General features: G+C 62.9%; 17 protein-coding genes. 7 read left to right on the top strand and 10 right to left on the bottom strand.

Translation table 11 applies throughout. From position 1 onward, the window contains the following. Positions 1-19 precede the first annotated feature (19 nt). The 7 genes from cysN to rfbC all read right to left on the bottom strand — a co-directional run bounded on the left by cysN (position 20) and on the right by rfbC (position 7,109). Positions 20-1,915, bottom strand: a complete 1,896-nt coding sequence (cysN, locus tag DDZ18_RS03700; RefSeq protein ID WP_109251981.1) for a sulfate adenylyltransferase subunit CysN — start codon at positions 1,913-1,915, stop codon at positions 20-22. After that, a complete protein-coding gene (gene cysD, locus DDZ18_RS03695; protein ID WP_109251980.1) occupies positions 1,915-2,883 on the bottom strand; it encodes a sulfate adenylyltransferase subunit CysD in 969 nt (322 codons plus the stop codon). Before cysD ends, cysN begins: the two co-directional genes overlap by 1 nt. Before the next feature lie 101 nt (positions 2,884-2,984). After that, the gene (locus tag DDZ18_RS03690) at positions 2,985-3,983 is read right to left on the bottom strand and encodes a glycosyltransferase family 2 protein (protein ID WP_109251979.1); all 999 of its coding nucleotides are present in this window, start codon (positions 3,981-3,983) and stop codon (positions 2,985-2,987) included. A 4-nt stretch (positions 3,984-3,987) separates the two neighbouring features. Beyond that, positions 3,988-5,115, bottom strand: coding sequence for a DegT/DnrJ/EryC1/StrS family aminotransferase (locus tag DDZ18_RS03685; protein WP_109251978.1), 1,128 nt, complete (start codon positions 5,113-5,115; stop codon positions 3,988-3,990). A gap of 88 nt (positions 5,116-5,203) precedes the next feature. After that, entirely contained in the window at positions 5,204-5,341 is a 138-nt protein-coding gene (locus DDZ18_RS13860) for a hypothetical protein (RefSeq protein WP_158272054.1), read from the bottom strand. A gap of 125 nt (positions 5,342-5,466) precedes the next feature. Beyond that, on the bottom strand, positions 5,467-6,243 hold the full coding sequence (locus tag DDZ18_RS03680; RefSeq protein ID WP_158272053.1) for a sulfotransferase: 777 nt from the start codon (positions 6,241-6,243) through the stop codon (positions 5,467-5,469). A 260-nt stretch (positions 6,244-6,503) separates the two neighbouring features. Next, on the bottom strand, positions 6,504-7,109 hold the full coding sequence (gene rfbC, locus DDZ18_RS03675; protein ID WP_233245690.1) for a dTDP-4-dehydrorhamnose 3,5-epimerase: 606 nt from the start codon (positions 7,107-7,109) through the stop codon (positions 6,504-6,506). Positions 7,110-7,273: 164 nt separating this feature from the next. Here rfbC and rfbA point away from each other — a divergent pair, with 164 nt between their 5' ends. Then, a complete protein-coding gene (gene rfbA, locus DDZ18_RS03670) occupies positions 7,274-8,143 on the top strand; it encodes a glucose-1-phosphate thymidylyltransferase RfbA (protein ID WP_109251976.1) in 870 nt (289 codons plus the stop codon). Between the two features lie 5 nt (positions 8,144-8,148). On the opposite strand, the gene DDZ18_RS03665 is transcribed toward rfbA, so the two are convergent. After that, on the bottom strand, positions 8,149-8,718 hold the full coding sequence (locus DDZ18_RS03665; RefSeq protein ID WP_109251975.1) for an IS5 family transposase: 570 nt from the start codon (positions 8,716-8,718) through the stop codon (positions 8,149-8,151). A gap of 170 nt (positions 8,719-8,888) precedes the next feature. Next, entirely contained in the window at positions 8,889-14,369 is a 5,481-nt protein-coding gene (locus DDZ18_RS03660; protein WP_109251974.1) for a glycosyltransferase, read from the bottom strand. A gap of 276 nt (positions 14,370-14,645) precedes the next feature. On the opposite strand from DDZ18_RS03660, the gene DDZ18_RS03655 reads away from it, so the two are divergent. Genes DDZ18_RS03655 through DDZ18_RS03635 form a run of 4 tightly spaced genes read left to right on the top strand, consistent with a single transcriptional unit; the run spans position 14,646 to position 20,440 of the window. Next, complete coding sequence (locus DDZ18_RS03655) at positions 14,646-17,633, top strand: acyltransferase family protein (protein WP_109251973.1); 2,988 nt, start codon at positions 14,646-14,648, stop codon at positions 17,631-17,633. A 40-nt stretch (positions 17,634-17,673) separates the two neighbouring features. After that, entirely contained in the window at positions 17,674-18,672 is a 999-nt protein-coding gene (locus tag DDZ18_RS13670; RefSeq protein ID WP_146190596.1) for a hypothetical protein, read from the top strand. 35 nt (positions 18,673-18,707) lie between these two features. Beyond that, positions 18,708-19,607, top strand: coding sequence for an NAD-dependent epimerase/dehydratase family protein (locus DDZ18_RS03640; RefSeq protein WP_109251970.1), 900 nt, complete (start codon positions 18,708-18,710; stop codon positions 19,605-19,607). After that, positions 19,595-20,440 (top strand): ABC transporter permease, encoded by an 846-nt coding sequence (locus DDZ18_RS03635; RefSeq protein ID WP_109251969.1) that lies wholly within the window; start codon positions 19,595-19,597, stop codon positions 20,438-20,440. The genes DDZ18_RS03640 and DDZ18_RS03635 overlap by 13 nt, the downstream gene beginning before the upstream one ends. 47 nt (positions 20,441-20,487) lie before the next feature. Here DDZ18_RS03635 and DDZ18_RS13665 read toward each other — a convergent pair whose 3' ends face one another. Further along, entirely contained in the window at positions 20,488-21,573 is a 1,086-nt protein-coding gene (locus DDZ18_RS13665; protein ID WP_146190595.1) for a hypothetical protein, read from the bottom strand. Positions 21,574-21,781: 208 nt separating this feature from the next. Here DDZ18_RS13665 and rfbB point away from each other — a divergent pair, with 208 nt between their 5' ends. Together rfbB and rfbD are read left to right on the top strand one after the other, a co-directional pair. Beyond that, positions 21,782-22,846 (top strand): dTDP-glucose 4,6-dehydratase, encoded by a 1,065-nt coding sequence (rfbB, locus tag DDZ18_RS03625; protein ID WP_109251967.1) that lies wholly within the window; start codon positions 21,782-21,784, stop codon positions 22,844-22,846. Next, positions 22,843-23,742 (top strand): dTDP-4-dehydrorhamnose reductase, encoded by a 900-nt coding sequence (gene rfbD, locus DDZ18_RS03620; RefSeq protein WP_109251966.1) that lies wholly within the window; start codon positions 22,843-22,845, stop codon positions 23,740-23,742. The genes rfbB and rfbD overlap by 4 nt, the downstream gene beginning before the upstream one ends. The last annotated feature ends 18 nt before the right edge of the window (positions 23,743-23,760 follow it).

Below are 23,760 nucleotides of genomic sequence, written 5' to 3'. Positions count from 1 at the left end.
CGCGTCCGCGACCGGCGCCTTACCCCAGCCGACCGGCTTCCTTCAGTTTCGCGATGACCTGATCGGCCGCCTCCTCGGCGGTGAGATCGGCGGTCTCGACGACGAGCTCGGCGTGCTCCGGCGCCTCGTAGGGGCTGTCGAAGCCGGTGAAGTTCTTGATCTCGCCCGCCTGCGCCTTGCGGTAGAGGCCCTTCGGGTCGCGCTGCATGCAGACTTCCAGCGGCGCGTCGACGAAGATCTCGATGAACTCGCCCTCCTCGACCAGCTCGCGGACCATCCGGCGTTCGGAACGGAACGGCGAGATGAAGGAGCACGTCACGATCAGGCCGGCGTCGACGAACAGCTTCGCCACCTCGCCAATGCGGCGGATATTCTCCACCCGGTCGGCGTCGGTGAAGCCGAGATCCTTGTTCAGCCCGTGGCGGATATTGTCGCCGTCGAGCGTGTAGGTGTGGTGGCCGGCCTCTGCGAGCTTCTGCTCGACCAGGTTGGCGATGGTCGACTTGCCCGCGCCCGACAGCCCGGTGAACCAGAGAATCGCCGGCTTCTGGCCCTTGATCGCCGCGCGGCGCTCCTTGCTCACGTCGAGCGCATGCAGGTGGATGTTGCTCGCCCGGCGCAGCCCGAACTCGATCATGCCCGCCGCCACCGTCTGGTTGGTGAAGCGGTCGATCAGGATGAAGGAGCCGGTCTCGCGGATCTCCTTGTACGGATCGAACGCGATCGGCCGGGCGGTGGAGAGATTGCACACGCCGATCTCGTTGAGCCCGAGATTCCGGCCGGGCTCCTTGTCGAACGTGTTGATGTCGAGCTTGTGCTTGAGCGTCGTCACCGTCGCCGGCGTCACCTGCGGGCCGGCCTTCAGGAGATAGGAGCGGCCGGGCAGCAGCTCCTCCTCGTTCATCCACAGCAGCTCGGCGGCGAACTGGCTGGACACCTCCGGGCGGTCGTCGGCGGCGACCAGCACGTCGCCGCGGGCCACGTCGATCTCGCGGTCGAGCACGATCGTGACCGCCTGCTCGGCGCCGGCGCGTTCGAGATCGCCGTCGGCGGTGACGATGCGGGAGACCGTCGCCTTCACGCCCGAGGCGGCGACCACGATCTCGTCGCCGACGGCGACCTCGCCGGCGGCGATGGTGCCGGAGAAACCGCGGAAGTCGTGATTCGGGCGATTGACCCACTGCACGGGCAGGCGGAAGGCGTGCGTCTTGGCGTCGACATGGGCTTCGACGTTCTCGAGATGCTCGATCAGCGTCGGCCCGTCATGCCAGTCCATGGCCTCCGAGCGGCGCGTGACGTTGTCGCCGAAGCGCGCCGAGATCGGGATCGGCGTGATGGTCTCGAAATCGAGCCCGTCGGCGGTCTCGAGGTATTCCGAGACGATCTGGTGGAAGCGCGAGCGCGAATGCTCGACGAGGTCCATCTTGTTGACCGCCAGCACGACGTGGCGGATGCCCATCATGTTGGCGATGTAGGTGTGGCGCAGGGTCTGGGCGAGCACGCCCTGACGGGCGTCGACGAGGATGACGGCGAGATCGGCCGTCGAGGCGCCGGTCGCCATGTTGCGGGTGTACTGCTCGTGGCCGGGCGTGTCGGCGACGACGAACTTGCGCTTCTCGGTGTTGAAGAAGCGGTAGGCCACGTCGATCGTGATGCCCTGCTCGCGCTCGGCCTCGAGGCCGTCGAGCAGCAGCGCGAAGTCGATCTCCTCGCCGGCCGTGCCGTGCTTGCGCGAATCGCGCTCGAGCACGGTAAGCTGGTCCTCGAACAGCAGCTTGGAGTCGTAGAGCAGCCGGCCGATCAGGGTGGACTTGCCGTCGTCGACCGAGCCGCAGGTGATGAAGCGCAGTACGCCGCGGTCGCCCGAACGGGCGAGGCGGGAGATGATCTCGGCGCGGGTTTCCTGGTGAGTCATCAGAAATACCCCTCGCGCTTCTTCTTCTCCATCGAGCCGGACTCGTCGAAATCGATCAGACGTCCCGAGCGCTCCGACGTGCGCGCGGTGAGCATCTCCATGACGATCTCTTCCAGCGTCGCGGCGCGCGACTCGATCGCGCCGGTGAGCGGATAACAGCCCAGCGTGCGGAAGCGGATCCAGCGATCGACCGGGGTCTCGCCGGGCTCGAGCGGCAGCCGGTCGTCATCGACCATCACGATGGTCCCGTCGCGCTCCACGGTCGGCCGCTCGGCGGCGAAGTAGAGCGGCACGATCGGGATGTCCTCCTCGAGGATGTACTGCCAGATGTCGAGCTCGGTCCAGTTGGACAGCGGGAAGACGCGGATCGACTCGCCCTTGCGGATGCGCGTGTTGAAGTTGCGCCAGAGTTCCGGGCGCTGATTGCGCGGCTCCCAGCCGTGATTGCCGTCCCGGAACGAGAAGATGCGCTCCTTGGCGCGGGATTTCTCCTCGTCGCGCCGCGCCCCGCCGAAGGCCGCGTCGTAGCCGTGGCGGGCCATGGCGTTCCTCAACGCCTCGGTCTTCATCACCTGGGTGTGCAGGTTCGAGCCCGAGTCGATCGGATTGATCCCCCGTTCGACGCCCTCCTCGTTTATCTCGACGCGCATCTCCAGGCCCAGCTCGCGGGCGATGGCGTCGCGGAAGGCGATCATGTCGCGGAACTTCCACGTCGTGTCGACGTGCTGCAGCGGAAAGGGCGGGCGCGAGGGCCAGAACGCCTTCATCGCGAGATGCAGCATCACCGCGGAGTCCTTGCCGATCGAGTAGAGCATCACCGGACGCTCGAACTCGGCGGCGACCTCGCGGATGATGTGGACGGATTCCGCCTCGAGCTCCCGCAGGTGCGCCGACAGCGGCTGGGCGCGTTCGGGGCGGTCTTTGAAGCGCGCTGCGTAGCGGCGCACGGCGTCGTCGATCTCGGGCATCGTCGCTCGCGTCTGTCGGACTTGGCTCCCTCGCCACGCTGATTAGCCCGTCGGGCGCACGGAATCAAAGGCGATCGGCGACGAAACGCATACCCCGGCGATCAGCCGCGATCGCCGCGCACATCGGGCGCGCGGGTCAGCAGGCGCATCGGATTCCAGGCCAGGGCACGGGCGATCTCGCCGACGGTCGCCGCGCGGCGCGATTGTACGGCGCGACGCTTCTCCATCAGGCGCGGCCAGCCCGCCAGCGCATCTCGCAGCGCCCGCCCGAACAACCCGAAATGGCCGAAACGCGCCGCCGACAGCCAGAACACGGCCGTCAGCGCCAGGTGGACCGGCGCGAGCGCCCAGACCAGCCAGCCCGGCGTATTCTTGAAAAAGCACCAGAAGCGATTGCGGACGCCGTGATAGGTGGCGAATTCGGAGCGCCGGCCGGTCGCGCCGTAGCCGACATGATCGACCTGGGCGGCGCTCACCTGGATCACGCGGCGGCCCGCAAGGCGGGCGCGATAGCCCAGGTCGACGTCCTCGACATAGCAGAAATAGTCCTCGTCGAAACCGCCGAGCGCGGCGAACACGTCGCGGCGAACCATCATCGCCGCGCCGCAGGGCGCGAACACCTCGCCTTCGGCCGGCGGGTCCATGCGCTTGCCGTAGCCGCCGCGATAGGGAACGCCGAAGGCGAGCATGACATCGCCGGCGCCGTCGAGCACGCCGGGCGCGTCGGCGGCCCACTGCGTGGAGCCGAACAGGTCGGCGTCGGAGTGGCGCTCGGCCGCCGCCAGAAGCTCGGCGAGCCAGTCCGGCCTGGGAAACGCGTCTGGGTTGAGCAGAACGAGCCACTCGGTCTCGGCCCGCTCGGCGAGCCGATTATTGCCCGCGGCGAAGCCGAGATTGTCCTCGCTGACGATCAGCTCGGCGCCCTCGGGCAGGTCCGCGGGATCGACGCGCTCGTCCTCGGGCGATCCGTTCTCAAGGATCAGGATCGCCGCGGGCTTCACCGTCAGCGCGTCGAGCGCAGCGGCCAGCCGCGGCGCCGTCTGCCGGGCGCGGTAGGCGACGATGAGGATCGTCGCATCGGCGACGCGCCCGCCGGTCATCGCGTCAGCCGAGCGCGGCGCGCACGGCCTCGATCACGCGCTGCTGGCGTTCGCCCTCGAGATAGCCGTCCATCGGCAGCGAGACGACGCGGTCTGCGGCGGCCTCGGTGACGGGCAGCCCGCCCGGGCCGAGGGGATAATCCGCATACGGCGGATGCATGTGCAGCGGCCGGGGATAATAGACCGCCGTCGGCACGCCGCGATCGGCGAGCGCGGCGCGGAACCCGTCGCGGTCATCGACCTCGATGGTGTACTGGGCCCAGACCGAGCGGCCGCCCTCGATCACCTTGTGGGGGCGGACGAGATCGCCGAAACCCTCGGCGTAGCGCGCGGCGGCCTCATTGCGCACCCGGATCTCGTCGTCGAAGACGTCCATCTTCACCAGCAGGACCGCGGCCTGAATGGTGTCCATGCGCGAGTTCATGCCGATGCGCGCGTATTCGTAGCGGTCGGCGCCCTCGCCGTGGACGTGGAGCGATTTCATCACTGCATGCAGATCGGCGTCCTTGCAAAGCACCGCGCCGCCGTCTCCGTAGCCGCCCAGCGGCTTGGCCGGATAGAAGCTGATGGTCGCGACATCGGCCCAGTGTATGGGATGCTCGCCGTCGAGCGTGCAGCCATAGCCCTGCGCGGAATCGGCGATGAGCTTCAGATCATTCTCCCGGCAGATCTCGGCGATGCGCGGATAATCGGCGGGCTGGCCGAACAGGTCGACGGCGATAACGACGGCGGGGTTCAGCCCGTCCTGGCCCTTCGCCCACTCGACGGCCTCGGCGAGCCGGTCGGGATCCATGCAATAGGTCTCGGGATCGATGTCGACGAAGACCACGGTCGCGCCCAGCCAGGCGACGACCTCGGCGGTCGCCGCGAAGGTGAAGCTCGGCGCGAAGACCGCGTCGCCGGGCTTGATTCCCCAGGCCATCAGCGGCAGCGCGAGCGCGTCGGTGCCGTTGGCGCAGGCCAGCGCGTGCGGCGCCTGTCCGTATGCGGAGAGCCGCTCTTCCAGCTCGGCGACCTCGGGGCCGAGAATGTAGCGCCCCTCCCCGATCACCTTGTCGATCGCGGCGTCGAGCCGGTCCTGGATGCGCGCGCGCTGGGCGGCGAGATCGATGAACGGGATCATCTCGGGCATGGATTGCAGGACCTCTCGGAGCGGCGGCGGATCGACGCCGGCGCGTCTAGGCGCATCCGGCGACGCCATAAAGTCACGAATGGTTTCGCTATTCCACCGTCACCGACTTCGCCAGGTTGCGCGGCTGGTCGACGTCGGTGCCCTTGTGGACGGCGATATGATAGGCGAGCAGCTGAACGGCGACGGCGGTGGTGAACGCCGCCGCCGGGCCTTCGGCGTCGGGCACGGCGAATCGCCACTGCTCCGAAACACCGGAATCGAGAAATGGCGCACGAGCGCCGACAGACCGCACGCTGACGCGGATGCTTCGAGCACGTCAACACGGGACCCAAGGCAGCCTTGCGGGTTTGCCTAGCCTGATTTGAAATATTGGTCAGACTCCGAATATCCGTAGACATCCATCATACCCCCGCAAATTTCGCGGAAGGATTGGATCTGGTCTTCTGACCAATCAGCGTTGTCGATTGAACACGGCACCGAGTTTAGCGACCCGCTCGATTGAGGTCGGTCGCTCTTGAAGAAGGAGAGCATTCTCTCCCGAGCGCCGTCCTCGATTTCAAGCAGCGCTCCCAACTTATCGACGACCTTCTCGGGGGCGTTGGCGATATCGAATTGGTCGATCTCGACATAGCCGCAGCGGAGCTTCGGCCGGCTGACCGCCCAGCTCGCCATGCAATCGCGCCAGATTTCGCAATGGGTTTTGAAATCGGCGTGCGGGAACTTGCGCATGGCCGACCGGACGACCTCGATCCCGCGGCGCTTTGCGAACACCACGCGCATATTCGGGAACGCGGCCTGCATTTGCGGGATCGCCTTGACCCCTTGCAGGCCGGGCGTCTTGTCGATAAAGCCCTCGGTTCCGTATTGGGCTTTATAGACGTCCCGAATGGTCGCGGCGAACTGCTTGCGGAAACCCTTCACGTCGACATGGTGGAGAAGGTGGCGTTCGTTTTCCGCTTGGGCCTTCCGCCGATCGAAGTACCCGTTGATCGTTCGATTGACTTCGCGAATGAGGGGAAAGAAGTGGCCTTCCCCATGCCCAGGAATCTCGAGGGACTTTCGTATCGTGTTGAGCAGGACGCTCGTGCCCGACCGCCCCGATCCAACGATGAATATTGGATCCTTCATGCTGTCTCGATCCCGACTCCGACAAAATAAACGGCTCTTGTGACCGATGTCCGCCCCCATAGCAAGGCGGCAGCGACAGCCCTTTCAGACGCCTGGCCTGGCCGCTCGTTCGCGCCTCGAACGCATTTGGGCCGCGAACCCGGCGCGACGCAGCGGTTTTCGAAATCTCCGGCCCCAGCGCAGCTTGCTCGCCACCCCTCAACCGTCGGGTGCATCGCTCACCGCCGCGCGAACCGAGCGTCGCTCAGCTCATCGAACGCTCACCGCTCATACTGAAAAGGCGATTCAAACTCCGCCCAGGATGGCGCGGCAGCGTCCTTCTTCGAAAGAACAGCCTCTTCAGCTGGCAGGGGCCAGTCGATCGCGAGGTCGGGATCATCAAAGCGGACCGACCCGTCATGTTCGCGTGAATAAAACGCATCAACCTTGTAAAGCACATGGGTGTCTGGCTCGAGCGTCATGAAGGCATGTAGAAATCCGGCTGGAATGAACAACTGATTGCCTGTGTCGGCGCTGAGCTCCACTGCAACCGAATGGCCGAAGGTCGGCGAACCGCGCCTAATGTCGACCGCAACGTCGAAGATGCGCCCGACAGCGACCCGCACGAGCTTGGCCTGGGCATAGGGCGGGCTCTGAAAATGAAGACCTCTTACCGTGCCGACGCTCGCCGAATAGGAGTGGTTGTCCTGAACAAATCGCGCATCAACTCCCGCCGCAGCGAAGCTGCGTTCATTGTACGCCTCTGAAAAGAAACCTCGCTCATCAGAAAAACGAGCAGGTGCAACAACTTTTACGTCCGGAATATCAAGACAGTCTACATTCATGACGCGCGCCATTTCGTGATTGAGCTTCAGAAAACCCTGCATACAATAGGAGCTTCCGCCCCGCCAGTGCGGAGCGCGCCGTGTCGCTCCAAAGGCGATTTGGAACCAAACCACCCATGTCGCCTAACGCACTTTCTTGTTAGCGGCATGCACGCTATACGCGCGCGCAGCGCCATCAATTTCACAAGCTGAAGAGGTCCCCATTTATGAAGGGCATCGTGCTAGCAGGCGGCAGTGGAACGCGGCTTAATCCGATTACTCTGGCAACTTCCAAGCAGTTGCTCCCCATTTATGACAAGCCGATGATATACTATCCTTTATCGGTGCTGATGCATGCGGGGATCCGCGAAATACTCATTATCACCACGCCGGAAGACCAGTCCGCCTTCAAGCGCCTCCTCGGCGACGGGTCACAATGGGGCATAAGCCTTTCTTATGTGATCCAGCCACGGCCAGAGGGGCTCGCCCAAGCGTTCATTCTCGGGCGGGATTTCGTCGGCGGCGACCGAGTCTGCCTCATCCTCGGCGACAATATTTTCTACGGACACGGCTTCGCCGACCTGCTTAAGACCGCTTCGGCCCGCGAGAAAGGCGCAACCGTCTTCGGCTATCACGTGACCGATCCGGAGCGCTACGGCGTGGTCCAGTTCGATGAGACAGGCCAAGTGCTCTCAATCGAGGAGAAACCTGAGAAACCGAAATCGAACTTCGCGGTCACCGGGCTATACTTCTACGACAATGACGTTCTGGACATCGCCGCCGACGTCAAACCCTCGGCGCGCGGCGAGCTTGAGATCACCAGCGTCAACCAAGCCTACCTCAAGCGCGGGGATCTGAAGGTCGAGCGGATGGGACGCGGCTTCGCCTGGCTCGACACCGGCACTGTGAGCTCGCTTGTGGACGCGGCCGATTTCGTGCGCACGCTGGAGCGCCGTCAAGGCCTGCAGATTGCGTGTTTGGAAGAGATCGCTTTCAAACAAGGCTGGATCACGATCGACGAACTCCGCGAACGCGCCGAAATGTTTAAGAAGTCCAATTATGGACGCTTCTTGATGCGGTTGGCGGATCTCAACTGAGCTTCCTAAGCCGCTAGAGCGTGGACACAATAGCGGCGGCATTGATCCATAGTCTGGAGGCGACGAGCGTAGCCGCGATCGGCGACCAGGCGCGCTGGCGGCAGGCTTTCCAGCAGAAGCGGCGCGGCGGTCTTGTCGGACGCCTGGCCCGGCGTGATGAGAAGCTTCACCGGCAGGCCGTCCTGATCAACGACGGCGTGGATCTTGGTGCTCAGTCCGCCACGAGAACGGCCGACGGCGTGATCCGGACCCCCTTTTTTTCCGCCCGCCGCGTGCTGGTGGGCGCGTACGATCGAGCTGTCGATCAGGTGGAGCGAATGTGGCGAGCGTCGCGCCAGTTCCTCGAAAATCCTCAGCCAGACCCCGCGTTTGGCCCATCGGTTGAACCGGTTATAGACCGTCGTATACGGCCCGTAGCGCTCGGGAAGGTCCCGCCACGGCGCGCCGGTCCGCAACACGTAGAAAATGCCGTTGACGACCTTGCGGTCATCCACACGCGGCTTGCCGCGGCCGGCACGAGGCAACAGCGGCTCGACGATCCGCCACTCCTCATCGCTCAGATCATAACGCGCCATGATAACCCTCCTGCCTGAGCAGAAGGAATCATGCGTCGCCCTCCCAGGAAATCCTCGAATTGAGTACAGGCCCTAGTCGGATTAGCGACAAAGTAGGCGAGGCCGGAACAGAGACCATTTCCAGGTTCGCCATATGAGCAAAGCGCCCGCGCGCGGATGCAACTTCGCTATCAGGCTGCTCGCGCAAACCGACTCGCGAGCACCGCGCGCAGCTTCTCCACGAAATCGTTCACCGGCTCGGCGGGCAGGAAGTCCAGCACGTCGGCGCGCGCCGCGCGACCGATCCCGGCCCATTCATCGCGGCGCCGGTAGGCGCGCTCCAAGGCCTCCTCGAGATCCTTCGCGTTTGGATTGGCCGCAATGAATCCGGACTCGTTGTCACGCACCACCTCTGCGTGGCCTCCGATATCGGTGAGAATCGGCACGCGCGCGGACAGCATGGCGCTGATAAGCATGATCGGCATGCCCTCCATGCGCGAGGGCATCAGAAGGGCGTGGTTGTCGCGCCAGATCACCGAGATATCCGACACGCGCCCGTGCAGGTGGAAATTCTCGATCCCCGCCTCCTGCGCCATCTCGCGAAGGCGCTCTTCATCCGGACCGACCCCATAGAAATTGAACGTGATAGGCCGCTCTTTCCATCGGTCCTTCGTGGCGACTTCGACGAGAATGTCTTGTCCCTTATGAATGAAGAGCAGCTTTGACGGGATCGCCACCTGCAACCGCTCGCTCTCCGGCCAAGGGAGCGCCTGATTGCGGTCGACATGGTACGGATTAAAGTGCAACTCAGCGTTCGCGACCTTCGCGCCGAGACGCTCCTCCATGACCCGGTGATTGTTCCAACATGTGAAAAAGACCTTCTCCGCGTTCTGGTAACCTGCTCGGACAGCCTCGATCCTGTCTTTGCGCACCGGCCAGAAGCGCGGCTCCTTGGTGAGCTGGTTAACGATCACGTAGGGCAGGTTTTCCGCGTCGAGCCGCTGATAGAATTCCGTTCCCTCATCCTGGTCGCCAATCGAGACCACGGTGAGGTCCGGCTTGCGCGCCACCAGCTGGTCAAAGCCGTCGTCTTCCTTGAAAAGAAGCTTGACGCCGGCGCGCTCAAGCTCGTCAAAGAAGTCCGGACGCGGCTCCCAAGCCTTGATCAGCACGAAGACATCGTGGCCGCGTTCGCACATTTCCATGGCGGTCTCGCGCCACAGCATCTCGCTGCCCCCATAATGGGAGCCGTTATTCGTCGTGATGAAGGCGATGCGCGCCCGCTCGCGCGTGTTGGCCTCGGCGCGCTTAAGAATGCCGCTGACCGCCTCGGCCCGGGAGTTTTGCTCCACGCCCTCTATCTTGTAATCGCGGTTCAGAAACCAGTCCATCCGCTCAATATGGCGCGGCAAGACAGGGAAGTTTTGGGTGAAATACTCGCGGATGCGAGCAAGCTCTTCAAGATAGGCGATCGACTTGCCTTGCGTGCTGGTCACCGTACTTGCGTGCCGACGGAAATGGTTCAACGAACGCGAGACGAACGCCACCTTTCCTCCACGCAGCAAGTGGCCGTAGAGCATCCAGTCGCCCGCATAGCGCATCTCAGCGAGCTTACTCTCGATGCCCGCAACGGCGGATTTACGCAATAGCGCCGCGCTCGCATTAGGAACGGTGTTCCGATAAATCAGCGCGTCGGAAACCTCGCGTACACCGACCTCCACATAGTCTGAGTTCCAGCGCGTCTGAGAGATGTCATCGGTATGCGCGCGGTTGTCTTCAGCTGTGACGATGCCTTCATCGTCGATCTTTTTCGACTGGGAGTAGATCAGATTGACGCTCTTTTCGGCTTTCGCCATCAGACTTTCCAGGAAGTCGGGTTCGCAGCGGTCGTCGGCCTCGGCGATCCAGACCCATGGCTGACCAGCCTCGGCGATGCCGGTCAGCCATTGGCGATAGACGCCCCGATTCGTCTCATTAGCGATGATTTTGAAGGGGATATCGCTGTCTTCCAGGATCCCACGGGCGACCGCAACGCTGTCGTCCGAAGAGTTGTCATCGAGGAAAATTATCTCCGCCGGCTTCCGAGTCTGCTCGAGGATCGAATTCAACCGTTCCGGCAGATAGCCCTCGTAATTGTAGTTCGGCACGATCACCGATACCGGCACCGCCTCCGTCGCGCGGCCGGGCTTCCGCGGTTGAGTCTTGTCGCCCGCGCGGCGGGCCTCCGAGCCCGCGTTGCGCGTCACGGTCTCCAAGAACTCGTTGACTTGTTCGCGCAGCGCCTGGCGCGAGAACATGGAGACGGCGCGTTCGCGTCCCGCTTCGCCCATGGCGGCGAAGAGTTCCGGGTCCTCGCTCAATCGCTTGAGGCATTCAAGGGCCTTCAGCGGTTCACGATAGGGAATGACGAACCCGGTCTCGTCCTGCGCGACGACCTCGGGCAACGCCCCGTGATCGTACACGATCACCGGTCGGCGCATGGCGGAAGCCTCGGCGATCGTCCGCCCGAAGGACTCCGCGAAATGGGAGAAATTGATGACGACGTCGAGGGACTCGATCGCTTCCTTCGCGTCTGACGCATAACCCGGAAACTCGACGTTCTTCGGTCCGGACGCGGCCATGGCCTTCTCAAGCCGCCTGGTCTCGTCGGTGTGCGGGCCGATCAACCGGAAGCGAACACTCAGCCCGGCTTTCTCCGAAGCGTCGGCCAGCTCGACCGCGTCGGCGATGCCCTTTTTCGGGATATTGCTGCTGAGCATGCCCACCACGAGGGGTCGCCCGGAGGGGTCCGGCGCGGGCCGATCGAAGGCGTCCACATCGACGGCGTTATAAATCCGGCAGGTCCGCCCCGGCTTCGAGAAGATCCGCTCGGTCAGTCTGGAGTTGGCGATGATGTAATCGGATCGATCGCGAACCGCCTCGATGATCTCTTCGGGCCGTTTCCCGATCATACTCTGCAGATCCGGATCCTCGGTGATCGCCTCTCGTATATGGCAGATGCCGGGGACCCCGCATTTTTTCGCCGCAAGAAGCGGCTCGCTGAGAACGATGGTGTTCGCGTAGACGACATCCACGCCTTCGTTCTCGATCAATTCCTGGTAGCGCGCGAGCACATCGGAGCGAGCACCGTTCCCATTCCTCCACCAAGCGCCCCGCACGAAGTGAATCTGGTCCGCGACTCCGCTCATCAGGTCTATGTAATTCTGATGCGGAACAGGCAGGACGACGATTACACGGAAACGCTCAGGGTCGAGAGAGCTTACCACGTCGTAGAAACTGCGTTCGCCGCCGAAGAGCTTCTCGCCCGCGGAGTGCGCGACCGCTAGGATTGTCTTTCGCTTGTTGCTCCAGTGATCGGCGCGCATTTGCTGGGTCGCCAATTGCTGCTTGCGCCCCTCGCTGAGAAAGTGGGCCAGCGGACTGAGCTCCGGCGACGCAGCGATATGCTGTTCGCGATACCATTCGGGATCAAAGCTGGGATGAGGCCTCCGGCCCTCGGCCTCGCCGCTCAAGACATAATGCACAAGCGGGCACAGGCCGGCGTTGCGAACGTCTTCGTTCTGTTCGAGATACCAGCTGGAATAAAACCATGCGTTGGGTTCGCGACCCTCCCGCCAGCCCTGCTTGAGATAGTGGCACAGGGACACCTTCCCGGCCCGGGAAGCGTCCATATTCTGACTGAAGTAGTAGTGTGGATCGAAAAGCGGATGCGGCGACCGGCCCTCCTTATCGCCGAACTCCAGATAGTGCGCGAGCGGATTCAGCCCCTGGCCGGCCACGTCCGGATTGCGCGCCAGGTACCAATCCACGCTGAACAGCGGATGTGGATCGATCCCGGCATGCGCCCCTACATTGACGAAATGAGCAATGGGATCGTCCGGGGACTCTAGGCCGATCCTGGCTAGCTGGCGCTCATAATGGCCACAGTCGAAGGCCGGCGACTCCTCCAAGCGTTTGCGCATCGAAGCCGGGACAGGCTTGCCCAGCTGGATGCGCTGGAGCTGCCTGATCATCTGCTTGCGCAACGCCTTGCGTCGCTCACGCTCCTGATTCAGGCCTGCGTTTGCAGAGTCGAGCTGCGCCTGCATCCGGGTCAGTTGAAGATCGGCATCTTCGCCGCATCCTCGCGCATTCTTCGCTTGCTCAACCCAGTAGTCACGCTCCTTCTTGAGGTGCTCGATCTGCCGCGCTACGCGCTCCGACGGCCCGCTTCCCGACGCCTCACCGGCCAGCGGCGTCAGAGAAAACAGGCGGCGATGCAGATCGCGCTCGCGTTCTTCTGCGTCGCGCAGCTGACCGCGCAAACCCTCGACGGCCTCGACGAGACGGGCGCGCTCCTCGCGAAGAGTGCGGACGACCTCAGAGCCGGCGGCGTCTGTCGCGCTGGCAGGCGTGGCGGCCGAACGCATCTTCCACCGTGCGAGTTCACGGCTCAGAGCCTCCCGCTTGAACTCGAGTTCTTCGGTCGAAACCTGAAGAGCGTCCAGATGGTTTCGCAGGCGTTCGCTGTCCGACCGCGCCTCGACGAGCTTCCGCTGGAGCGTGGCGCGCTCCGAGCGAATCACGTTGAGTTCGCGCTGCCGCGCCCCGGCCGCGCTCTCCATCTTGGCGAGCTCGCGCTTCAGAGAGTCGCGGTCCGCGCGCGTCTGCTCCAATTCCTCGTTTGCGTCGCGCGCCTGAGCACTGGCTGCGTCGAGGCGATCGCGATACGCAGCCATCTGCCTGTCCGCGCGCGCCACCAGCGGCGCGAAAACGGCGCTCGACTGATCGAAAGTCTCACGGATCTGGGTGAGGCGGCGCTTGGCCTGAGCGTCCATTTCCCCGGTCGAAGCCGCCCGGGCGAGCAGGTCGTAGACCTCGGCCACCCATGAAGGCACCGCGCTGCTTGACTCCAGCGCGTCCCGATCAACCTGCTGACGGCGCAAGGCGCCAGTGAGAAAATCATCAATCTCGAGATCGACGGCCGGGGAGCGGCGCGGCCAGGCGACCTGCAGCGCGTCGCCGACGCGGCTTATCTGCCTCCTCCAGTCTTCAACCAGGGCTTCATAGCGCGCGAAGACTCGCGGCTTGCTCCGGGTCGCCGCTTCGGCGTCGAGCACGTGACGCAGCCAGAGCAATAATCCGCGCAGAATCTCCATTCCATCGCGCGCTTGAAGCGACTGGGCGACCTCAAGCGGGTTGCGCAGCACATGGAGGACGCGCACATCGTAACCACCGCGTTCGACCTCCTCGATCCAGTACTTGGCAAAGCGGCAGATTCGAGGGTCCTTGACCGCAATGACATCCGAACCGCCGTATTCGGAATCGACCAGCGCTCTAATCTGCTCTCCATAGCTCTGGCCGGCTTGCGACTTCCCCCAGTCCGGATTGAAGGTCGACCAGTCGTCCCAGCTCGAACCGGATTCAGCGAGCATCCGCTCATGCAGCTGCATCAGCTGACGGGATTCGGCGTAGCCTTTGGGGTTGGCTTCGTTGGGAGGAAGGGGCGTCCTGGGGCCCGCCGCGCCAAGCCGCTCCAGCACTCCGGTCCAGGCCGAGGTGCCGGATCGGTGCATACCCAGAACAAGTAGCGCGACGGGTCGCGAAGCCCCGCCCGCGATGGTAGTCGCCGATTCCGCTTCCGGCGCGAATCGATCGCTCGCAGCATCCGACGTATCACGTCGCTTCGTCATTTCGCCCCGCTCGTTAACGCGTTCATATTCCTGTCCGCGACATGAAGGCGATCGCCATCCCGCCTCCTCACTCCACGGCCAATCGCGGCGAAACGAACATGGCGAGAAGAGTGGAAACTTTCACGTGAACGCCCCCTTGATCGAGAACTGCGCCATCTGGATTCGAAGGTCAAGGCGGCCACGGGGCGGCGCACCCCGAACCCGCGCGCGCGTCCCAAGGCTTGCGTCCGGCGCACATGACGATAGAACCGCGGCCTGCGCTCTGGGGAAGGACACATGAACGCGCATAAGACTGGACGAGCGGGTGACGCGTTTCGGCCGGACATTCAGGGACTGCGAGCAGTCGCGGTGTTGCTGGTGCTCGTATTTCACATTTTTCCCGAGCGCCTCAGCGGCGGCTACGTCGGCGTCGACGTCTTCTTCGTAATCTCCGGGTTCCTGATCACCGGCATCCTCCTGCGTAATGTCGAGCGTGACGGCCGGGTCAGGCTGATCAATTTCTATGAGCGCCGCATTCGGCGGCTCCTTCCCGCGGCCAGCGCAGCCCTCGCGATCTCCGCGCCGGCGACGATCCACTTTTTGCCGCCGACGCGCTGGGAGAACATTGGGTGGGAGATCATCGCAAGCGCATTTTATTTCGAGAATTTCTTCTTATACTTTCAGTCTATTGACTATCTTAATGGCGAATATGAACCCAGCCCGTTTCAGCATTACTGGTCTCTGTCGATCGAGGAACAGTTCTATATTTTCTGGCCGTTGTTCATTTGGCTGACCGCGGTGACGGCGCGCGCTTGCAGAGCGCCCGAGCGCATCCTGTTTTTCCTCGTCTTCTCCGCAGTTTTCGCCGCCTCGCTCGCAATCTCGATCATCAGCACGCCGCAGGACGACGGGACCTACTTTCTCACGCAAGCGCGCGCCTGGGAGTTGGCCCTCGGCGGCATGGTCGCGGTGGCGCACCCTTACGTGAAGCCGGGGCCGTTCACCTCCTCCGCCCTGCGCTGGGCTGGCGTCGCGTTTATTCTCGCCGCCGGCTTCATATACACAGAACAAACCGCGTTTCCTGGCTATGCCGCTCTGCTGCCGACGGTTGGCGCAGCCCTCCTCCTGATCACGCCCCACTCCCCGCTCTGGCGGGATCCCGGCGCGATGCTGTCCCTGCCGCCGATGCGTTATTTCGGGGACATCTCCTACTCCTTATACTTGTGGCATTGGCCCGTCATTATCTTCGCCGCCGCCGGGCTAAGCAGCCCTTTCAACCTCGCCGAGGGGCTAGGCCTCGCGGTGATTTCGGTCGCCCTCGCCCATGCATCAAAGTTTCATATCGAGGACCGCTTCCGGGACCGCCCGGCCGGAACGGGCGCAGCGCGCAGCTATGGCGTAGGCGCGCTCTACCTCGCCGGCTCCTGCATCGCCGCCGCGACCCTCATCGCCCCCAGCCTGATCGCTCAGCGCCAGGCGGTTCGCCTCTCGCTCGACTACGGCGACTACCCCGGAGCCATGGCGCTGGTCGACCCGTTGCTTGATCCGCCCGACGCGACGGCATTCATCCCGGCGCTCGAGGCGGCACTGCGCGACAACCCATCGGTTTACGCGGACGGATGTCATGTCGACCAATTCTCGGCAGATGCGAACCCATGCTCCTATGGAGAATCGCTTGACGGCGGGCAGGTTGTCGCGCTCGTTGGAGACTCTCACGCCGCTCAGTGGGCGCCGGCGCTACGCCTGATCGCGCAGGAGCGCGGCTACCAGCTAATCACGCACACCAAGTCTGCCTGCCCGTTCCTGCGAGGAGAGGTCGTGCGGGGCAGCGAGCGGTACGAAAGCTGCACGGAATGGAACGATAATGTCATGGACTCGCTCCTCGCCTTGCAGCCTGATCTCGTGGTCACCGCCAAAATCGCAAACACCAGATTGGCGGTCGCGGACCCCGCACAGAGCGACGAGGCGGTCGTCGCTGGCTTGAGCGAGGCCTATGCGCGTCTTCGGGAAGCCGGAATCAACGTTCTGGCGATCGAACACACGCCGCGGTTTGATTTCGAGATCCCCGATTGCGTGGCGACGCATCGCGAAGACCTCGAACCGTGCGTGCGCGCACGGGCTGCGGTGACGGGGACGGCGACGCATGTCGCGGAGGCGGCCGGTCGGGCCGGAGTCCCGAGCGTGAACATGAACGACGCGATCTGTCGCGAAGAAACCTGTCCGCCCGTGATCGGCAACGTGCTTGTCTACCGCGACGCTCATCATCTCACTGCGACGTACTCCCGCACGTTGGCGCCGGTGCTCGCACGTCATGTCGTTCCCCTGGTGGAACCCGGCACGCGTATTGACTCCACCGTCAGCATAGAGGCGACCGCCGGCGGCCAAGAGAGGCGGAGTGAGTTCATCGATCTCGGCCAGTCTTTGGGCGATCACCCAGGCGCCATGACGCTGGCGGATCCAGCCTTGCGAGCCCGAGGGGACGCCCCCGTCGCGCCAACGCCCGGTGAAGCGCGAAGAGATATCCCCGAGCTGTTCAGGGAAGGCTGCCACGCCAGGCGCGATGATGTCGCTCCTAACGGGTGCGCCTATGGAACGGAGACCCCGAAGGCGTTGATCGCATTGGTCGGCGACAGCCATGCCGCGCATTGGGTCCCAGCGCTGCGCACGATCGCCGAGTCCCGCGAATTTCGGCTTGTCACGTTCACCAAGTCGGGCTGCCCGCTGATTGGAACCCCGATCCTGTTGCGAGGGCAGGAGTATCCCGAGTGTGTGCAGTGGAACGATTCCGTCATGGAGAGACTTCTCGAGCTTCAGCCGGACCTCGTCGTGACTTCCATGCTGTCGAGCACCTTTGCGGCAGGGTATGACGATCCTGACGCGTCGAACGCAGCCGTCGTCGAAGGCCTCTCTAGTAGCTGGCGCCGCCTCGGCGAGGCAGGCATCCCGGTGCTCGCGATCCGCCAGACTCCACGGTTCTCGCACGACGTTCCCGAATGCGTGGCCGAACACCTCGAAGCGCCTTCTCATTGCGCAGAAACACGGGCTGTGGCTCTGCGCAGATATGACCCCATCCCGCCGGCAGGAGAGGCGGTAGGGTCAGCGCGCGTGGTGGATTTGAACGAGTTTATCTGCGAACTTAATGTTTGTTCGCCAATCGTCGGTAACGTCCTCGTTTATCGAGACCCTCATCACCTAAGCGCCACCTATTCACGGAGCCTCGCACCGCTTCTAGCCAACGAAGTCGAGCGTGCGCTTGAGGAAGCCGTCGCCTTACAAGAAGAATGACACGGGACGCCGGACGAACCGCGAGCGGAGCAACAAACTGATGGCAGGACTGAGACATCGGCTGCTCGGAGCCCACCGCATGCCCTCTAGAGCCGCGAGCGGTTTGAGACGACGTTTGGCAGGCCTTCGCCGTTCAGGCTCTCCGGCCGGGTCCATCCTTGATTTCAGCGTCTGGACTTTTCGCCATGGCCTGTCGCCGCGCACACGCTTGTTCTGGGTCTCGTTAATTGCTGCCGTCGCGGCCGGCTCGACAACGATCTTCACCGAGCACGTGCTCGCTGGGGCCGTCGCCCTCATCGTGATCAGCGCCCTGCTTACGCTCGCACTTCTCCTGAGCTATATGCGCACGATGATGAACGATAGATCGCGCGAAATTCTCGGAGTTCGCGAAGAGCTGGGGCGGGTCTTGCTGGACGTCTCGAAGCTTGGTGCGGAAATGGAGGAGCAGATCCGACAAGTGGAAGACCGCTTGGCGCAGAGCTACCAGTCGAAGAGTCAAGGCCACCGCCAGAAATTGGATGCGCTTCGGGAGACCCTTGAGCAAAGAGTAGGCGATCTGAATGCAAGGGTTTTGCGCCTGGACGCCGAAATGGAGGAGCGGATAGAAGCCAGCAAGAACGAAATTCTCGGGCGAACGCGTGAAGATGCGGCGCGGTACGGAGAGACGCTGCATGGCGAAATCGACTCGCTCAGCCGGCAGATCCAGCGGGTCTCGGACGACCACCAGCGGACAAGCGATCAGCTCCAGGGCGGCCTCAACCAGATCGCAGAGCGCCATGACGACCTGGCGGCAAAGCTCCGCTCAACCCACGAACGCCTAGATCGCTGCGAAAGCTCGCTTCTGAAAGACGTCGATCCGCTTCATGATCGAGTGTTCGCGATTCGGCGCGAACTCAACGAGCTGATGCGCCAGGCCGAGCGGGAAAGCGGCAATGAAGCCCGCGTGATCGAGCATCTTGAACGAACGGTCGGCGAGCTGGGAAATCGGATCGATAAGCTTGAGGGACACACCTCCGGCGCTCGATCGCAGACGCAATAGGAAAGAGCATCGTGGTCGCGCAGCCGAGAGTCGTTATGGTCGGCGGCACTGGCTTCATCGGCCGCCATTTTTGCGAAGCGATCCAGCGGGCCGGACTCGAAGGCCAGAGCATATCTCCGAATCCCGACCTGAAATTCCTGTCCACCAACGCACCGTCCGTCAGAGGCGTGCTCGCAGGCGCGCCCGAGATTTCCGAGGTGCTGCGATCGGCTGACTCGGTGGTATATTTCGCACATCGCTCGCGCCCGGCCAGCCAGATCGACGGCCCGAGAGGCGAGATCGAAACCAACCTCATCGACGCGTGCGCATTCGCCGAGCGCCTCTTCGCGCTTAATCCCGCCGCAAACCTGATCTATCTGTCGAGCGGCGGCCAGATCTATGGGCGTAATCATTCCGCTCCGATCTCGGAAGACGCGCCTACCATGCCCGTCACCCCGTACGGCCTCGGCAAGAAGCTGGTCGAGGATTTATTGTCTTACTTTCATACGACGTTCGGTGCGCGGATCGAGGTCTTGCGCCTAGGCAACCCGGTGGGGCGGTGGCAGCTGAACACATCGCACGGGCTTGTTTCCGCCGCTGTCGCTGCGGCGAAGACAGGCCGGCCGCTCACCATATTCGGCGAGGGGCGCAATAGGCGCGACTATTTCGACGCTGATGACTTGGCCAGCTTTCTCGTCGAGCAGATACGCGACGACCAGGTGTTCTCAGGCGTCTTCAACATCGGATCCGGTCACGGGTTGAGCGAGCTGGAAGTGGTGGACGCCGTCGAAGCCACGCTCGGAACGACGCTCGATGTGAGGCGGGAACCTGCCCGATCCTTCGATCTGCCCTACAGTGTCCTCAATGTCGACCGGGCGCGAGAAACGCTGGGCTGGCGCGCGACCACTCCGTTGGAGGTTACGATCCAGAAGGTTGCGGATGCATGCACGCCATGATCCAGAGCCAATCTCAGACCATCAGGAAGGGCCCGATGTTCGCAGCCCAGGACTATCTATCGGGATTGCGTGATCTGCGCGCTTCCGCCTACCTCGCTGCAAAGCAGATTCAGACGGAGCATCGGCGGAATCTGCTTGGAACGGCTTGGGTTTTGATCGGTTTCGCCATCACCGCGGGCGGTATCGCCTGGCTCATCGCGCAGCTTCAAGGCCGCCCGATCTCACTCCATATTCCGTACGTCGTCTTTGGATTCGCGGCATGGAACTTCATAAGCAGCAGCGTAACCGAAGGCTGCCACGCGCTCACGCGCAACCGTGGGCTCATGCTGCAGGCGCCGATGCCGCGCTCAATATTCGTGTTCTCGCTTGTGCTGAAGAAGCTCTACCTCCTGGCCCTGCATCTCATGGCCGCAGGCGTCATAGCCGCTGCGCTGGGCTGGCGGCCCAGCTTGGAAATGTTTTTGATTCTGCCCGCGCTCGCGATTTTCACCACCACCGCGATCGGCATCGTCAGCACCCTAGCCGTGGTGTGCGCCGTCTACCGCGACATCAGTGAGGTGGTGAACTCGGTGATGCGATTGTCCTTCTTCTTCACGCCGATCATCTGGACGATCGACACTCGTTTTGGAGAACGCGTCGATATCCAAAGCCTCAAGACCGTCGTGACGTACAATCCCTTCGCATACTTCCTCGAAATTCTCCGCGCGCCAATGCTCGGGGAGACGCCTGATGCGCTTGCATGGATCATCACGGGTCTGATCGGGCTCGCGATGCTCACCCTCGGCTTCCTGTTTGTTGAATGGCTGGGACGGCGCTTGGTCTATTGGCTGTGACCGAATGAATTCTAGCGGTTCCGACCGCCACGCTTTTCTGAACCCATCTAGACATCATCCTCCGAGACGCCGCGCGCGCCACGCCACAAACGTACCAGTTCCCGGCGGCGCGCCTCGTCGGGTAGATTTCCGTCTTGATCGATCATCACTCCGATCAGGTAACCAAGGGCACGACGCAGGTCCTCGACTTCATCCTCAAGTTCGGCCAACCGTTGCTGTTTCGGATCAGCGTTTGCGAAGCTGGCGCGCCCGTCGGCGTCAGGCGCGCTGAAGGCCCTCCAGAATTCCTCGCTTCGATCGGCGAAAAAGGTGCTGCACAGAAGTTCGTTATCCTCGCAATGCGCGTCCATGATGCGATGACTTTGACCCAGGGTCAGACCGCCACGTCGGCTTAAGGCCTCATCACTGACCCGTTCCTGAACCCAATTGAAGGGACGATTGTCGTGCTGATCCTCAAAAAGAAAAGGGGACGCGCGGAAAACATCCAGCAAAGCGCGATCGAAATTCGGATTCAGATAGCCCGGGATTGGATTGAAACCGGTTGCATCTATCTCGGCGTCAGAACAAAAGTCACCTAGCAAACCCCAGGCCCCCAAGAAGACACTGTCTAGAACCTTAAGCCTGTATTCCTCTACACCAATGCCGATATCTCTGTAAGACTGAAATGTTTTTGCATAGGAAGGGAGCAGCTTATCCACGCATCGGTCAACCCAATCATGCAGGCGCACACCTCGCTTGAGCTGCCACTGCTTCCAAGCTGAATAACACCAGTCGTCCTGACGTCTTATATAGTGTATTAATTTGACATCATAAGCATGAATAAATTTACTCACGAATTCTGCCTGACGTGGCTGGCCGAGTGCCTCCGCCGTCAGGACGAAACGTTCGCCAGGACCCGCCAGCGCAGCAGCATCCCGCACATGCTCGGCAGCTGCATCCCAGTTTGTTTTGTCGTCAATTATTGCGTTCGGCACTCCTTTTACTGGGCCTTCCTTTCCAACTCGCAGATCGGCCCCGAAAAGATAACAGCCCTGCGCGGCTAGCTTGTGTTGATTGCTGAGCAAGTATCGCTGAATCGCAGTGCTACCGCATTTTGAATGGCCGATATGAAGAACGAGCTTCGGCTTTGCCATGGAGCCAACACCATAAGGTCTTAAAAGCGCTTGCGCCTATGGCGGCGATGTCGTGAGCCATTGGCGATGGTTTATCCAAAACCGACAACAGCGCTTAATTGCAGCGCAGGGCGTCAGAGAGATGATTTCTAAGCCTTGATCGTTTAATGGCGAACGCTTAATCAGGCAACGCTCCGTGAGGGGCGCAGCATCAGTTAGGGATCATCGGATGCGAATCTTGGTGACGGGGGGGGCCGGCTTCATCGGCTCGGCCGTGGTCCGGCGCGCGATCGAAGACCGAGGCTATTCCGTGGTCAACGTGGATTCACTCACTTATGCGGCCAACCCGGACAATCTCGCCGACGTCGAGAACAGCCCGCTTTACGCCTTCGAGAAAGTCGACATTCGCGACGCCGGCGAGGTTGCGCGGATCTTCGAAACGTTTGCGCCGGATGCGGTTATGCATCTGGCCGCCGAGTCCCACGTCGACCGCTCCATCGACGGCCCGCTGAACTTTGTCGACACGAACGTGATGGGTACCGGCGTGCTGCTGACGGCGGCTCGAGACTACTGGTCCGAGCTCGACGAGGCGAGACGAGAGCGATTCCGCTTCCACCACATCTCCACCGACGAGGTCTACGGCACGCTTGGCGACGACGGCTATTTTACCGAGGAAACACGTTACCAACCGAATTCCCCCTATGCGGCGAGCAAGGCGGCCTCGGATCTGCTGGTCCGCGCTTGGGGCGAAACCTACGGCCTGCCGGTCGTCATCACCAACTGCTCCAATAATTACGGCCCCTACCAATTTCCTGAAAAGCTCATCCCGGTGGTGATCCTGAAGGCGATCTCCGGCCAGCCGATCCCGATCTATGGCGCGGGCACGAATGTGCGCGACTGGCTCTTCGTCGAGGATCACGCCGAAGCGCTGCTCACGGTGCTCGAGAAGGGCGAGCTAGGCGAAATCTATAATGTCGGCGGCGACAACGAGGCGCGCAACATCGATCTGGTCAAGACGATCTGCGCCATTCTCGATGAGGTCCGACCAGACGAGGCGGGACGATACGAGCGCCTCATCACCTTCGTCACCGACCGCCCTGGCCACGACAAGCGCTATGCGATCGATGCCGCGAAGATCAAGCGCGAACTCAACTGGTCGCCCTCGGTCACGCTGGAGGAGGGCCTGCGCCAGACGGTGCGCTGGTATCTGGAAAACGAGGCTTGGTGGCGCGCCATTCTCGATCGCGGATTCGATCAGCAGCGGCTTGGCCTGAAAGCCGCCAAGTCGGCATGAGGGGACGCCGGCTTCTGGTCCTCGGCCGGACCGGTCAGCTGGCCAGCGAACTGGCCCGCCGCGCCCCGGCGGCCGGCTGGACGATCGATCACATGGGGCGTGACCAGATCGACTTCGAGAACCCGGAGGCGGCCGAAGCGGCCTTCGCTGCGGCCGAACGTCCCGATCTCGTGATCAACGCCGCCGCTTTCACCGCGGTCGACCTCGCCGAGAGCGAGGAGCCAACGGCCAGGCGGATTAACGCCGAAACCCCGGCGCGGCTCGCCACGGCGTGCGCGGACCGCGCAATCCCCTTCATTCATATCTCAACCGACTATGTCTTCGACGGCGAGAAAGACGGCTACTACACCGAGATCGACACCCCGGCCCCGCGAAGCGCTTATGGGCGCACCAAGCTGGAGGGGGAACGCGCCGTCGCCGCGGCCGGGGGGCGCGCCCTGGTGGTGCGCACCTCCTGGGTCTATTCCCCGTTCGGGAAGAATTTCGTGAAGACCATGCTGCGCCTCGGCGAGGAGCGCGATACTCTGCGCATCGTCGACGACCAGTACGGGTGTCCGACCGCAGCCGGCGATCTCGCCGACGGTCTGATTGCGGCGAGCGAGCGTCTCGCCGCGGGCGACCATGAAGGCGGGCTCTATCACTTGGCTGGGACAGGCGATACGAGCTGGGCGGGCTTCGCCGACGCCATCTTCGAGCGGGCGCGAACCCGATGGGGACGCCGCCCGGAGGTGGAGCGAATCCCGTCCTCGGAATTTCCGACGCCGGCCCCACGCCCACGGAATTCACGCTTGGACAGCGGGCGCTTCGCACGTGATTTCGGCTATGCTGCATCGGCTTGGCGAGCATCGCTCGACGCCACGCTCGAAGAGCTGGGCATCTGCGAGGCGCACGCCTGATCCCGGCCCGCGCGCTCA

It is taken from the genome of Marinicauda salina (assembly GCF_003122085.1).
Lineage (GTDB): Bacteria > Pseudomonadota > Alphaproteobacteria > Caulobacterales > Maricaulaceae > Maricicauda_A > Maricicauda_A salina.
This window is presented reverse-complemented; position numbering and strand designations above follow the sequence as displayed.

Coding starts and splice junctions, on each gene's coding strand:
- rfbC (WP_233245690.1), bottom strand. CDS start 7,109: ATGCAGGGTTTTCTGAAGCTCAATCACGAAATGGCGCGCGTCATGAAT.
- DDZ18_RS13670 (WP_146190596.1), top strand. CDS start 17,674: ATGGCAGGACTGAGACATCGGCTGCTCGGAGCCCACCGCATGCCCTCT.
- rfbD (WP_109251966.1), top strand. CDS start 22,843: ATGAGGGGACGCCGGCTTCTGGTCCTCGGCCGGACCGGTCAGCTGGCC.
- rfbA (WP_109251976.1), top strand. CDS start 7,274: ATGAAGGGCATCGTGCTAGCAGGCGGCAGTGGAACGCGGCTTAATCCG.
- DDZ18_RS03640 (WP_109251970.1), top strand. CDS start 18,708: ATGGTCGGCGGCACTGGCTTCATCGGCCGCCATTTTTGCGAAGCGATC.
- cysN (WP_109251981.1), bottom strand. CDS start 1,915: ATGACTCACCAGGAAACCCGCGCCGAGATCATCTCCCGCCTCGCCCGT.
- DDZ18_RS03690 (WP_109251979.1), bottom strand. CDS start 3,983: ATGACCGGCGGGCGCGTCGCCGATGCGACGATCCTCATCGTCGCCTAC.
- DDZ18_RS13665 (WP_146190595.1), bottom strand. CDS start 21,573: ATGGCAAAGCCGAAGCTCGTTCTTCATATCGGCCATTCAAAATGCGGT.
- DDZ18_RS03685 (WP_109251978.1), bottom strand. CDS start 5,115: ATGCCCGAGATGATCCCGTTCATCGATCTCGCCGCCCAGCGCGCGCGC.
- cysD (WP_109251980.1), bottom strand. CDS start 2,883: ATGCCCGAGATCGACGACGCCGTGCGCCGCTACGCAGCGCGCTTCAAA.
- rfbB (WP_109251967.1), top strand. CDS start 21,782: ATGCGAATCTTGGTGACGGGGGGGGCCGGCTTCATCGGCTCGGCCGTG.
- DDZ18_RS03665 (WP_109251975.1), bottom strand. CDS start 8,718: ATGGCGCGTTATGATCTGAGCGATGAGGAGTGGCGGATCGTCGAGCCG.
- DDZ18_RS03680 (WP_158272053.1), bottom strand. CDS start 6,243: ATGAAGGATCCAATATTCATCGTTGGATCGGGGCGGTCGGGCACGAGC.
- DDZ18_RS03635 (WP_109251969.1), top strand. CDS start 19,595: ATGCACGCCATGATCCAGAGCCAATCTCAGACCATCAGGAAGGGCCCG.
- DDZ18_RS03655 (WP_109251973.1), top strand. CDS start 14,646: ATGAACGCGCATAAGACTGGACGAGCGGGTGACGCGTTTCGGCCGGAC.
- DDZ18_RS03660 (WP_109251974.1), bottom strand. CDS start 14,369: ATGACGAAGCGACGTGATACGTCGGATGCTGCGAGCGATCGATTCGCG.